The sequence below is a fragment of the Paenibacillus auburnensis genome, from assembly GCF_927798115.1.
GTDB lineage: Bacteria > Bacillota > Bacilli > Paenibacillales > Paenibacillaceae > Paenibacillus_AQ > Paenibacillus_AQ auburnensis.
The window spans coordinates 1321146-1334205 of the sequence record NZ_CAKMMG010000001.1 but is presented as its reverse complement, the minus strand read 5'-3'; the positions used below and the strand labels follow the sequence as shown (position 1 = coordinate 1334205).

At 49.8% G+C, this 13060-nt stretch carries 11 protein-coding genes; all 11 read left to right on the top strand.

The window, feature by feature from the left end:
• The first annotated feature begins 4 nt into the window (after positions 1-4).
• The 11 genes from dapA (at position 5) to L6H70_RS06035 (ending at position 13057) form a co-directional block, all read left to right on the top strand.
• The gene (gene dapA / locus L6H70_RS06085; protein WP_236330929.1) at positions 5-880 is read left to right on the top strand and encodes a 4-hydroxy-tetrahydrodipicolinate synthase; all 876 of its coding nucleotides are present in this window, start codon (positions 5-7) and stop codon (positions 878-880) included.
• Between the two features lie 614 nt (positions 881-1494).
• The gene (locus tag L6H70_RS06080; protein ID WP_236330926.1) at positions 1495-3174 is read left to right on the top strand and encodes a ribonuclease J; all 1680 of its coding nucleotides are present in this window, start codon (positions 1495-1497) and stop codon (positions 3172-3174) included.
• A gap of 275 nt (positions 3175-3449) precedes the next feature.
• A complete protein-coding gene (locus tag L6H70_RS06075) occupies positions 3450-4208 on the top strand; it encodes a ClpP family protease (protein WP_236330923.1) in 759 nt (252 codons plus the stop codon).
• Positions 4205-4420: a YlzJ-like family protein gene (locus L6H70_RS06070; protein ID WP_236330920.1), complete on the top strand. Its 216-nt coding sequence runs from the start codon at positions 4205-4207 to the stop codon at positions 4418-4420. The genes L6H70_RS06075 and L6H70_RS06070 overlap by 4 nt, the downstream gene beginning before the upstream one ends.
• A gap of 89 nt (positions 4421-4509) precedes the next feature.
• Positions 4510-7164: an FtsK/SpoIIIE family DNA translocase gene (locus L6H70_RS06065; protein WP_236330917.1), complete on the top strand. Its 2655-nt coding sequence runs from the start codon at positions 4510-4512 to the stop codon at positions 7162-7164.
• 179 nt (positions 7165-7343) lie between these two features.
• Complete coding sequence (sleB, locus tag L6H70_RS06060; protein WP_423802774.1) at positions 7344-8198, top strand: spore cortex-lytic enzyme; 855 nt, start codon at positions 7344-7346, stop codon at positions 8196-8198.
• Positions 8199-8407: 209 nt separating this feature from the next.
• Positions 8408-9646, top strand: coding sequence for an EF-P 5-aminopentanol modification-associated protein YfmF (yfmF, locus tag L6H70_RS06055; RefSeq protein ID WP_236333166.1), 1239 nt, complete (start codon positions 8408-8410; stop codon positions 9644-9646).
• 2 nt (positions 9647-9648) lie between these two features.
• The gene (gene yfmH / locus L6H70_RS06050; protein WP_236330915.1) at positions 9649-10929 is read left to right on the top strand and encodes an EF-P 5-aminopentanol modification-associated protein YfmH; all 1281 of its coding nucleotides are present in this window, start codon (positions 9649-9651) and stop codon (positions 10927-10929) included.
• Positions 10929-11696, top strand: coding sequence for an elongation factor P 5-aminopentanone reductase (gene ymfI / locus L6H70_RS06045; RefSeq protein ID WP_236330912.1), 768 nt, complete (start codon positions 10929-10931; stop codon positions 11694-11696). The genes yfmH and ymfI overlap by 1 nt, the downstream gene beginning before the upstream one ends.
• Positions 11697-11838: 142 nt before the next feature.
• Positions 11839-12099, top strand: a complete 261-nt coding sequence (locus L6H70_RS06040) for a DUF3243 domain-containing protein (RefSeq protein WP_236330909.1) — start codon at positions 11839-11841, stop codon at positions 12097-12099.
• A 190-nt stretch (positions 12100-12289) separates the two neighbouring features.
• A complete protein-coding gene (locus L6H70_RS06035) occupies positions 12290-13057 on the top strand; it encodes a DUF3388 domain-containing protein (protein WP_082451853.1) in 768 nt (255 codons plus the stop codon).
• Positions 13058-13060 lie beyond the last annotated feature (3 nt).

The window sequence follows — 13060 nt, the reverse complement described above, 5'->3', positions numbered from 1 at the left end:
CAAAGTGGATTTCGGTAGACTAATCACTGCGATGGTAACACCCTTTGACGGGGCTGGAGAAATCAACTGGGAAGCAACTTCCCGGTTAGTGGATTATTTGATTGAAGAGCAGAAATCCGAAGCACTGGTGGTTTGCGGAACGACCGGGGAATCCCCCACCTTAACTGACGAGGAGAAGCTGCAGCTGTTCTCTTTTGTTCTGAAAAAAGCGGACGGACGCTGTAAGATCATCGCCGGAACGGGCAGCAATAGCACCAGACATTCCATACATCTTACGAAGGAAGCGGAGAAACTCGGCGTAGACGGAGTGCTTCTTGTCGTTCCTTACTACAACAAACCGAATCAGGAGGGGCTGTATCAGCATTTCTCGGCAATTGCTGCGGATACTTCGCTGCCCTGTATTCTTTATAATGTTCCCAGCCGTACAAGTGTCAGCATGAGCGCTGCAACAACGCTGCGGCTGGCTGAGATTCCGAATATCGTCGCCACGAAGGAATGTGTATCCGTGGATCAGATTACACTGATCGCAACATCTTGCCCGGATGATTTTCATGTGTATTCCGGTGATGATTCTGCAGGTCTGGCTACACTCGCCGTCGGCGGACATGGTATTATCAGCGTGGCCAGCCATGTGATCGGTGCGCAAATGTCAGAGATGATTAATGCTTTTCTCTCTGGCGATGTGCAGCGCGCAGGCGCGAAGCACCGTCAGCTGTTTCCGGTGTTCAAGGGGCTGTTTGAATGTCCTCAGCCGCTGCCTAACCCTGCTGCTGTGAAATACGCCCTCGGACTGCGCGGAATCGATGTAGGCTCTGTGCGGCTCCCCCTGGTAGGGCCGAATGAAGCAGAGGCCGCATTTATTGAATCCCTGCTGAAATAGGCCTCATGGGTTTAGCAAGATCTTCTGCATTAGACCGGCATCCCGGAGGGATTGCCGGTTTTTTGTATGAATAATTAAGTTATCATCGTTTACATTAATTTTCTATTAAATCTGTGTCCCAGGTGGCAGTCCCTAAATGCCTTCAATGCCTCTTTTTCTTAGTCCCCCGATCAAACTTTTCCTCAAATAATGCCTGTATTTTAAGGAAAGAATAACGTTACGAAGCCGATGACTTGTCTTTTGCCAAAAAAATCATGTATAATGTTCTTAAGTGACTGGGTGCGGTTAATTAAATATGCGGTAATCTTCCGTCAATGTTTTTTACATTGTGAGACAGGATAGGTCCTTGTATAAGTCTGTGCTATTGCTGCCGATTTTTCGCGCGAGGGGCGCGGCAGTGAAGGTTGACGGGTGATATCCGTTTCAAGAAGCTACTCACTGCTCGGGTTTCGGGATTTTTCGCATTGCGCAATTTTTCAGACTTAGGCGGAATATCCCTGTGGATTGGAAGCTATCGGCAATTTGAACTATGTGTTCAGCGCCGCTGAAATATGGAGCTTAATTATTTGTAAATAAAAGTATGACGTCCAACATCATAGGAGGGTTAGATTCATTTGTCCAAAAAAAATAACAACGATAAATTGATGATTTTCGCTTTGGGCGGAGTCGGAGAAATCGGGAAAAACATGTATGTAGTTCAATACGGAAACGACATTGTGGTCGTGGATGCGGGACTGAAGTTCCCTGAAGAGGACATGCTCGGTATTGATATTGTTATCCCTGATATCTCGTACTTGACGGAGAACCGTGACAAAGTAAGAGGTATTGTACTCACTCATGGACACGAAGATCACATTGGCGGTCTGTCGTATGTGCTGAAGAATTTGAATGTTCCCGTGTACGGGACAAGACTTACATTGGGCCTTGTTGATAACAAGCTCAAGGAAGCCAACCTGCTTGGCGAAACCAAGCGGATTCTGATCAATGAAGATTCTGAGATTGAACTGGGGACTTCCCTGCGGGTAACTTTCTTCAGAACCAACCACAGTATTCCTGACTCAGTCGGCGTATGCATCGAGACACCGGAAGGCAATGTCGTTCATACAGGTGACTTCAAATTTGACCATACACCAGTCAACGGTCAATTTGCCAACCTGCACCGGATGGCGGAAATCGGGCAAAAAGGTGTACTTGCACTCATGTCCGACAGTACCAATGCCGAGAAACCTGGCTTCACGCCATCAGAGAAAAATGTCGGCATCGTGCTGGAAGATATCTTCCGCAAAGCCGACCAGCGCGTTGTAGTTGCTACTTTTGCATCGAACGTACACCGTATTCAGCAGGTGGTGAACGCCGCTGAATCTACCGGACGCAAGATTACAGTTATCGGACGCAGTATGGTGAATGTTGTCGCAATTGCTTCCGAGCTGGGATATTTGCACGTGCCAGACGGCATGCTGATTGAACCGGAAGAAATGAACAGAATGGCTGGCAACCGCGTGGTTGTGCTTTGCACAGGCAGCCAGGGCGAACCGATGTCTGCACTTACCCGCATGGCACGCTCCAGTCACCGCAAGGTGGACATTCTGCCGGGCGACACTGTTATCATTGCGGCAACACCGGTTCCAGGTAATGAGAAATATGTCGGCCGTACTATTGATGAACTGTTCCGCCTAGGCGCCAACGTCATTTATAGCGGATCCAATTCCGGTGTTCACGTATCCGGTCACGGCAGCCAGGAAGAGCTCAAGCTGATGCTCAACCTGATGAAGCCGAAATACTTCATTCCTATCCACGGTGAATACCGGATGCAGCGCAGACATGCACTGCTGGCTGAATCCGTAGGAGTAGAATCCAGCAATATTTTCATCACAGAAATTGGTGAAATTGTTGAAATTCAGGGCGGAGCAGCACGCAGAGCCGGTAAGGTTACAGCAGGCAACGTGCTGATCGACGGTCTGGGTGTAGGTGATGTAGGTAATATCGTATTGCGTGACCGTAAGTTGCTGTCTCAGGACGGTATCCTAGTGGTTGTTGTAACGCTGAGCAAGCAGAACGGAGCCATTGTCTCCGGACCGGATATCATCTCCCGCGGCTTTGTATATGTCCGTGAGTCCGAAGGGCTCCTGGATGAAGCTAACCGGATTGTTTCCGGCACGCTTCAGCGCCTGATGAGCGAGAAGGTCAATGAATGGGCTTCGCTCAAAACAAGCGTAAAAGATTCGCTCGGCCGTTTCTTGTATGAACAGACACGCCGCAGACCGATGATTTTGCCAATTATCATGGAAGTGTAAGAAGCTTGCTTCTTCTCAAAACATAAATAAGCAGGGCCTACGAGCCCCTCTACCCCGGAAATATTGGACGGTTTCCTGGGGCGGAGGGGCTTTTTGGTACATTATTGAAATTAGGTAATTCAAGACGGCGTTCAGGCGGACATTTTATCGGGGGTGTCTGTATAAGGGGGTCCCTCAGAATGTCATACTAAGAAAAGTTAGTATGGCTGGCTGCAGCGGCTAGAAGCTGCAAGCGGAAAGGGTGAGCTGCATTGGAATATACGTATGGATCAAATATGAGCAATAACGAGGGAATTCAGCCGGAGGAGGTAAAACCTGCCTCTCAAGAACCAATTCTTCCCGGAACGGTCGGGGTACTGAAAGAATTAGGGCAGACGGTGGTCCCAAGCGGGGAACCGGATATTTTCTGCATGACAATTATCGGCCAAATCGAAGGGCATTTCGTGCTGCCGCCACATAATAAGACCACCAAATATGAGCACATCATTCCTCAGCTCGTTGCGGCGGAGCAGAACAAGAACATCAAAGGCCTTCTGATCATTCTAAATACAGTCGGGGGTGATGTGGAGGCAGGGCTGGCAATTGCCGAGATGATAGCTTCTTTATCCAAGCCAACTGTTACTGTGGTCATCGGCGGCGGTCATAGCATAGGTGTGCCTATCGCTGTAGCCTCAAGCTATTCGATCATTGCGGAAAGTGCGACCATGACGATTCATCCGATCCGCATGAACGGGCTAGTAATCGGTGTACCGCAGACGTTTGAATATATGGAGCGGATGCAGGAGCGGATGGTCCGGTTTGTCACCTCTCATTCCCGGATCAGTGAACAGCAATTTAAGGATCTGATGTTCAAAACCGGTGAGCTTAACCGCGATATCGGTACAGCAGTTGGAGGTTATGATGCCGTTAAATACGGCTTAATGGATGAGGTAGGCGGAATAGGGGCTGCCCTGGCCCATCTTAATACTATGATTGCCGGCATGTCTGCTTCGAATGTATCCGGTGAGCTGATGCAGGGAGGGCTGACTCAATGACCTTCTACACAGTGCTGCCGCTGGAGCAGATTTTTGAGGGAGCTATCAGCACCGCTCAACCCACAATGGAAGTGACCATTCAGGGAATGTTAATGCAAGTTGAGCAGCTTGAGAGCGGTCAGGCACGGATTGTAAGACTGCTTGGGTGTCCCTTAGACAAGTATCTTGATCCGGCTTTTGCTCCTGGAACAGTCATAGATTTTAGTGAATAACGGATAACCAAAAAGATGTATTTTTTGACAAAAGAGAACATAGGTACGCCACGCCATTATATGGTATAATGTTGCCGGGGGTGGCTGGCGTGGCTAAACGAAAGAAGAAAAAGAAAAAAGCGCTGCTCGGCAGCGTTTTAAAATATGAAATTTACGGTATTATGCTTATTACGATTTCCGTAATTGCCTTATCCGGCGAAGCGGCTGTAGGGCGTTCTCTGTCCAGTATGGCAGGATATCTGCTGGGCAGATTTTATTTTGTGCTGCCGCTGTTTGGCATTATTTATGGTCTGATGGTTATGATCCACCGAAAATGGCCGTCCGGGTGGAACAGCCGCTATACAGGGGCGGTGCTGCTTGTGCTGTCATTATGCCTGATGAGCTCGATTTCAGCTATGCAGCAGAAGCTGGGACCCATATCGATGCTGCATCCAGGCAATGTACTGTCGCAAATACATAATGATCTTTCCGGGGCACTGAAGCCTGGATCCAGCGACAGCAGCGTTTATATGCTGGGCAAGGACATTAGCGGTGGCTACATCGGGGCACTGGAGTTTGCGGCGTTGCTGTGGCTCTTCGGGACATTGGGTGCTAAGCTGATCATGATCGTGATGCTGGCAATCAGCTTCATGCTTGTAACGAATCTTTCCTATGTCGAGCTGTTCACGCTGCTGCGGATCCGTTCAGTGAAGCTGGTGGAGGGCATAAGGCTGAAGGCGGCTAACCGTCCGGCTGCGGTTCCGGTTCCGCCCCGTTCTTCCAGATCCGGCAGAACACCGGTACTACCGCCTGTGGCTGATGATGAGGATGAGGAAGAGGACGAGCCGTCACTGCCTAGAAGAAGCCAGCCGCTGTTCTTCCAGAGAATCGGAGGCTGGCTTAGCGGGACTTCCCGGACGGAGAATCACGGGGAAGAGGATCAGGAGGACGAGTCATCCGGTGTTCTTTTGTCCGGTTCGGCTTCGCCTGGTCTTCCGGTTATTACTGGACTGGAGGCGGACAGAAGACATGCTCATCCCGATGATCTCGGGCCCGAATTTCCGGAGGATGATCTGGAGCCGGTTACCCCTATTATCCGTGACTTCTTCGAACATATCCGTTCAGAAGGCTTAAGCGAAGAGGAGCGGGATGAGTGGGGCGAGTTCTCTCCTGCCGCCCGCAGCGGTAGCCGTAGTCCCGGGATGCAGGAAAGTCCGGCAACAGTTCATCCTCCTTCCGGTGAGGTTCCGGAGGAGGATGTGCCTGTTGAGCTTGACGGACTGCTTACAACGACTGAGAGTGGCGAACCGGTTCCGGCACCGCCGCTTCCGCCGCCGCCCAAGCCCTATAAGCTTCCGCCTTTCCGGCTGCTTGCCAAACCGAACAGCGGCGGTAAAGCGGGTGACCAGAACGATTATATGCAGACTGCACGCAAGCTGGAGGCCACGCTGGAAAGCTTCGGTGTCCGGGCCAAGGTGCTTGAAGTGGTGCGCGGACCGGCTGTTACCCGGTACGAGATTCAGCCTGACATCGGTGTTAAGGTCAGCAGGATTGTCAATCTGACCGATGATATCGCTCTTGCGCTTGCTGCTAAGGATATCCGCATGGAAGCACCGATTCCCGGCAAATCGGCGATCGGCATCGAGGTGCCAAATCCAGAAGTCTCCATCGTAACGATGCGTGAGGTAATGGAGACCCAAATTTTCCAGGATGCCGAATCGCGCTTGTCGATTGCCTTCGGCCGTGATATTTCCGGTCAGACGATTGTCGGGAATCTCGCGAAGATGCCCCATCTTCTTGTTGCGGGTGCGACAGGATCCGGTAAATCCGTCTGTATTAACGGAATTATCACCAGTATTTTGTATAAAGCCAAACCGGACGAGGTTAAGTTCCTGATGGTTGACCCGAAGATGGTCGAGCTTAATGTCTATAACGGTATTCCGCATCTGCTGGCCCCGGTTGTCACGGATCCGAAGCGGGCAAGTCTAGCCCTGAAGAAGATTGTAGTGGAGATGGAGAAACGTTATGAACTCTTCTCCAAATCAGGGACGCGTAACGTAGAAGGCTATAACAATCTGATGAAGGACAACCCGGCTGCCATTCTGCCGTATATCGTCGTTATTGTGGACGAGCTTGCCGATTTGATGATGGTTGCAGCAAACGATGTAGAGGATGCCATCTGCCGGCTGGCGCAAATGGCGCGTGCTGCAGGGATTCATCTGATCATTGCCACTCAGCGTCCGTCAGTAGATGTTATTACAGGTCTGATCAAAGCCAACATTCCATCTCGTATTGCCTTCGGAGTATCTTCGAACGTCGATTCACGGACGATACTGGATATGCCGGGTGCTGAGAAGCTGCTGGGACGCGGCGATATGCTCTTCCTGCCGATGGGCGCTTCCAAGCCGGTCCGGGTACAAGGTGCCTTCATGAGTGATCAGGAAGTTGAAGCGATTGTGCAGTTCGTCAGCAGCCAGGGAGAGGCCGAATACGATGAATCCCTTGTTCCTGAGGTGGATGAGATGATCTCAGAAGATCAGGAGCCGCAGGATGAATTGTATGAACAGGCGGTTCAGATCGTACTGGAAGCGAAGCAAGCTTCTGTATCATTGCTCCAGCGCCGTATGCGTGTAGGCTATACACGTGCTGCCCGCCTTATTGATGCCATGGAAGCCCGGTCGGTTATCGGTCCTTACGAGGGAAGTAAGCCGCGTGAAGTGCTGATGTCACTTGAGCAGTATCAGCATAACCGGATCAGCTCATAACAGTTTGTAGATTAAGCATCCTTCCTTTGCGGAAAGGATGCTTTTTTGCTGCGTAGAGAAGGTTTGTTTACCCGCAGAATTACCGTTCTGGCCAGTTCATGCATAGGATGTCCTCCCGGTCCTCATAATAACTTTAGCCATCCATGTTGAACTTACAAGAGAAAGGTAGAGCGACCCCAATGAAAAAACATAATCAGTGGATTTTTGCCTTACTGACCCTAGCAATGGCAGCCGCACCGTTTGCGGGGTTATTCTTTAAGGATCAAGACGTCTATGCCAATCCCCAGCAGGCTACATCTGTTATGACTGTTTCTGAGGAAGAGGTACTTCCGGCCTTTGGAACTACCCCGCTGAAGGTAGGCTCATCAGGCCAAGATGTTTATGAACTGCAAGGAAGACTGAAGCACCTGGGATATTACGCAGGCAAGATAGACAGCCAGTTTGGTACAAAGACGAAAAATGCGGTAACCTGGTTCCAGTGGAAATTCGGAATTGAGGCGGATGGTGTAGTCGGGGCAAAAACAAAGCTGAAGCTGTACAATGCGACCAAAGCCTGGAAGCCGACAGAGCCATCAACTACTACTGCTAAAAAGAATACTGCCAACGGCAACACGGCGGCAGCCGATTCCGGTAAAACGAATACAACAGCAGAGCTGTCTTCAGGCAATACGATGGGCTTATCTGAAAATGACCTGAAGATTATGGCTAATGCTGTATATGGTGAATCACGGGGTGAACCGTTTGAAGGCCAGGTGGCGGTTGCTGCGGTTATTCTGAACCGGGTGAAATCTCCTAGCTTTCCGAATACACCTTCCGGTGTAATCTTTCAGCCTGGAGCCTTTACGGCTGTAGCTGACGGTCAAATTTATCTGGAGCCAAATGAGCAGGCCCGTAAAGCAGTTCAGCAGGCTCTTAACGGCTGGGACCCTTCCGGCGGATGCCTGTATTATTTTAATCCAAAAACGGCTACCTCAAAATGGATTTGGTCCCGTCCGCAGGTCAAAACAATCGGTGAGCATATTTTCTGCATGTAAGAACTGGACAGATACAGGCACATCCTTAGCTGTTCACATTGCATAAACCGACCAAGAGCAACCGGTACGCTTTCTTCCGGTTGCTTCCTTACTTTGGAATGGTTTAGAATGGATAATACTTCATAAACTTGTTGTAAAGCATCTATCCACGCCGTAAAGGAGTTTTGGACTTGACAAATAATGGATTTCAACATGGCAACGCTGCCGGTATGCGTATCCACGTATTGCCGACAAAGGCGTTTAAAACATTCGCCATCTCTCTCTATGCCGGTGTTCCGCTTGATGAGAGCACGGTGACGTCAACGGCACTCGCGCCTTTTGTTCTCCGCAGAGGTACGGCTACATATCCGGAAACGACACAATTCCGTGAGCGGCTGGAGGAGCTGTACGGAGCCGGATTCGGTTTCGACATCTACAAACGGGGGGACTATCAGATCGTCCAGTTCCGGATGGATACGATCAATGATTCGTTTGTACAGAGCAAGGAGAGTCTGCTTGGCGAGTCGTTTGCTTTTCTCGGCGAGGTGCTGACCCGCCCGCTGTTGGAGAATGGAAGCTTCCGGGCCTCCTATGTTGCAACAGAGCGGGAAACAGTGCGCAAGAAGCTGGAAGCGATCGTAAACGATAAAATACGTTATGCCGCTGAACGCTGCATTGAGGAAATGTGCCGCCAGGAGCCTTACCGTCTGCATCCGCTTGGACAGAGAGCGGATCTTGACGGAATCACCCCTGAGAACCTGTATGAGTCATATACTGCATGGTTAAACGGTGCAATTCTTGATTTATATGTGGTCGGGGATACGACTCCGGAAGAAGTCGAGAAGCTGGTAATCCGCCATTTCGGCCGTGCCCACAAGCAGAGTGAATCTTATACCTCCAACTTCAAGCCGGTAACTGTACAGGAAGTCCGTACGGTGGAAGAGAAGCTGGACGTTAATCAAGGCAAGCTGAACATGGGGCTTCGTACCTCAATTACCTACAAAGACGACAGATATGCTTCAGCGCTTATGTACAACGGGATCCTGGGCGGTTATCCGCACTCCAAACTCTTCGTCAATGTACGTGAGAAAGAGAGTCTGGCTTATTACGCTTCGTCCCGGTATGACGGACATAAGGGCATCGGTACCATCCAGTCGGGGATTGAAACCCAAAACTACGGCAAGGCCGTTGATATTATCCGCAAGCAGCTCGATGAGCTGAAAGCCGGAAATATCAGTGACCTCGAGCTGAGCCAGACCAAGGCGATGATCCGTAATCTGCTGTCTGAAATTCAAGACTCCGCATTTGAACTGATTTCGTTCGATTTCAACCGCCAATTGTCCGGAAAAGACCGTTCTGCCCAGGAGTTGCTTGCAGAGGTGGACGGCATCGGCGCGGAAGAAGTGAAGGCGGCAGCCGACACCTTCCAGCTTGATACGATTTATTTCCTGACAGGGAAGGGGGAATAGCAGTGAAACAGATCCATTACGACAAACTGCAAGAAACACTTTATCACGAGGTTATGGATAACGGTCTGCAGGTCTATGTGCTTCCAAAGCCAGCCTTCAAAAAAACCTACGCCACCTTTGCAACTAAATACGGCTCGGTAGACAACCATTTTAAAGTGGCAGGCGGGGAAGAGACAACAGTTCCTGACGGTATTGCCCACTTCCTGGAGCATAAGATGTTTGAGGAGCCGGAAGGCGACATTTTTGCCACATTTGCTTCTAACGGCGCATCGGCAAATGCTTTTACCAGCTTTGATCAGACCGTATATCTATTCTCGGCTACCGAAAATATTGAAACCAATCTCACTACACTGGTTGATTTCGTGCAGCGCCCTTATTTCACGGATGAAAATGTGGAGAAGGAAAAGGGGATCATTGGCCAGGAAATCAATATGTACGCGGATAATCCGGACTGGCGTGTATACTTCGGTCTGATTGAAGCGATGTATGCGAAACATCCGGTGCATATTGATATTGCGGGTACGATCGAATCGATAGCTACTATCACCAAAGAAACGCTGTATACATGCTACAACTCCTTCTATCATCCCAGTAATATGCTGCTCTTCGTTGTTGGCGGTGTAGATCCTGAACAGGTGTTTGAGCTAATCCGCAACAACCAGGCGGCTAAGTCTTACGAAAAGCAGGGCGAAATCACCCGTATTTTCGAAGAAGAACCCGTCCAGGTTGCGGAGAAGCATCAAGAAAGCCGGCTTGCCGTGTCTATGCCGAAATGCCTGTTCGGATTTAAAGAAAAGGTGGAAGGCTTAACCGGGGAAGCGGCGGTACGGCGTGACCTGATAACCAAGTTGATGCTCGATCTGCTGCTTGGAAGCAGCACAGCACTATATCAGAAGCTGTATGATGAAGAATTAATCTCCGACAGCTTCGGACATGAATTTAACAGTTCCCCGCAATATGCTTTCTCAGCGATTGGCGGAGATACCAAAGACCCGGGTCTGCTCCTGGAGCGGATCAAAGAAGAAATCAATGCGGTTCTTGAATCCGGATTTGCAGAGAAGGATTTTGAACGGGCACGCAAAAAGAAAATCGGCGGTTATCTGCGGATGCTGAATTCACCGGAGAGTATTGCCCACGAATTCACACGTTACCAGTTCCGCGGGGGTGACCTGTTCGAAGTGCTTCCAATTTATGAATCCATTACACTGGATGAGGTTAATACCCGCCTGCATGACCATGTGGACTGGGAACAGCTAGCCGTGTCGCTTGTGGTGAGTCCTTAATGGCCTTACCGGGAGAGAGCAGCAAACCTATAGGGGAAATGACAGTGCTCATTACAGGGGGCAGCGGGGGGATCGGCGGAGCCATCGCTGAACGCTTTGCTTCTGTAGGGATGAACATTGTCATTCATTATATGCATTCGCATGAAGCGGCAAATGATGTAGCCCGGCGCTGTCTGGCGCTGGGAGCTAAGGTAATGACTGTGGCTGCGGACATGAAAGACCGCAGCCAGCTTTTGCGTATGGCTGAAAGGCTGGAAAGCATCGGCATGCTTCCTGATATTCTGGTCAACAATGCCGGAAAGGCGCATTATGGCATGCTTGCTGATGTGACGGAGGAAGAATGGGATGAGGTTATGGCGGTCAACTTAAAGGGTACTTTTTTGTGCAGCCAGATCTTTATGCCCTACATGATTTCCCAGCGGTACGGCCGGATTATCAATGTATCCTCCGTCTGGGGGATTTCTGGCGCTTCCTGTGAGGTGGCTTATTCCGCCAGCAAGGGCGGTGTGAATGCTTTTACGAAGGCACTGGCCAAGGAGCTGGCTCCTTCAGGGGTAACGGTGAATGCTGTGGCTCCCGGGGCAGTCAACACAGCCATGCTGAACAATCTACAGGAAGACGAGCTGCGTATGCTGGAGGACGAAATCCCTGCAGGCCGTCTGGCTTCACCGGAGGAAGTGGCTTCGCTTGTTTATTTTCTTGCCCTTCCGGAATCCGGCTATATCACGGGTCAGGTAATCAGTCCGAACGGCGGCTGGATTACATAATACCCGGCCTGGTTTGGAGAAATGCTCCAGCATAAGAAGAATACGTACGAGACATATTAATACTGTTGCTTTTAAATCATCACGTAAGGCGGCTGTCACCTGAATCAGGCGGGCGGACCGTAAACATGAAGGAGGATTTAAGATGTCAACAGAAACCGTAGTGAAGAACTTTGATACATGGAAGAGCTTTTTGGGTGAACGGGTCATTCAGGCTGAAAAAATGGGGATGAGCGATGAAACCATCACCAAGCTGGCTTTTGAAATCGGGGAATTCCTCGACAAAAAAGTCGATCCGAGCAACTACTCTAACCGTGCGATCAAAGAACTGTGGGATGTCGGTACGGACGATGAGAAGCATACCATTGCTGGACTCATGGTCAAGCTGGCGAAGAAAAACGCATAGGCATGCGGAATAAGCTCCCCTCGCGGGAGCTTTTCTGCAATTATTACAGCAGTGACCTTGCCTTTCATTTTCATTTTATATATCATTAACATGACCCGTGACGAAACCGGACATTTAAGGACGGCATAGCCGTTTTCATTTGTGTTGTGGCAAAGTCTATAGGGAAAAGGAATCTATGAGGTGCAAATCAGTGGAATATAAACAGTGGTATATGGAGTACAAGATACATAAGAACAGACCCGGTCTGCTTGGGGATATCGCTTCAATGCTCGGAATGCTGGAAGTCAATATTCTGACCATTAACGGTGTGGAAGGCAAAACCCGCGGAATGCTGCTTGAAACAAGCGATGATGAAAAGATTATGCTGATGGGTGAAATGCTCAAAAAAGTGGATAATATTACGGTTACGGCTCTGCGTTCTCCACGTCTTGTGGATAAGCTGGCCGTCCGTCATGGACGATATATTGACCGGGATTCGGATGACCGCAAGACATTCCGCTTTACCCGGGATGAGCTGGGACTGCTCGTGGACTTCCTCGGTGAATTGTTTAAAAGGGAAGGCAATCAGGTTATAGGACTAAGGGGCATGCCGCGTGTAGGCAAAACGGAATCTATTATCGCCGGCAGTGTCTGCGCTCAGAAGCGCTGGACGTTTGTATCATCAACACTTTTGCGGCAAACCGTGCGCAGCCAGCTGGCTGAGGATGAAATGAATCCGCATAATGTCTTCATTATTGACGGCATTGTAAGCACAATCCGCTCTAACGAGAAGCATTATAATCTGCTGCAGCAAGTTATGGGTATGCCGAGCACGAAGGTGATTGAGCATCCGGATATTTTTGTACGGGAATCCGAGTATACCTTTGACGACTTCGATATCATTATCGAACTGCGCAACAACCCTGCAGAAGAGATTTTGTACGACTCGTTTACGACGAGCTACAGTGATGATCTATAACAA

Bases quoted from the DNA above. Each gene is read 5' to 3' on its own strand.
- L6H70_RS06075 (WP_236330923.1), top strand. From the start codon at position 3,450: ATGAGCAATAACGAGGGAATTCAGCCGGAGGAGGTAAAACCTGCCTCT.
- L6H70_RS06070 (WP_236330920.1), top strand. From the start codon at position 4,205: ATGACCTTCTACACAGTGCTGCCGCTGGAGCAGATTTTTGAGGGAGCT.
- sleB (WP_423802774.1), top strand. From the start codon at position 7,344: ATGAAAAAACATAATCAGTGGATTTTTGCCTTACTGACCCTAGCAATG.
- yfmF (WP_236333166.1), top strand. From the start codon at position 8,408: ATGCGTATCCACGTATTGCCGACAAAGGCGTTTAAAACATTCGCCATC.
- ymfI (WP_236330912.1), top strand. From the start codon at position 10,929: ATGGCCTTACCGGGAGAGAGCAGCAAACCTATAGGGGAAATGACAGTG.
- L6H70_RS06040 (WP_236330909.1), top strand. From the start codon at position 11,839: ATGTCAACAGAAACCGTAGTGAAGAACTTTGATACATGGAAGAGCTTT.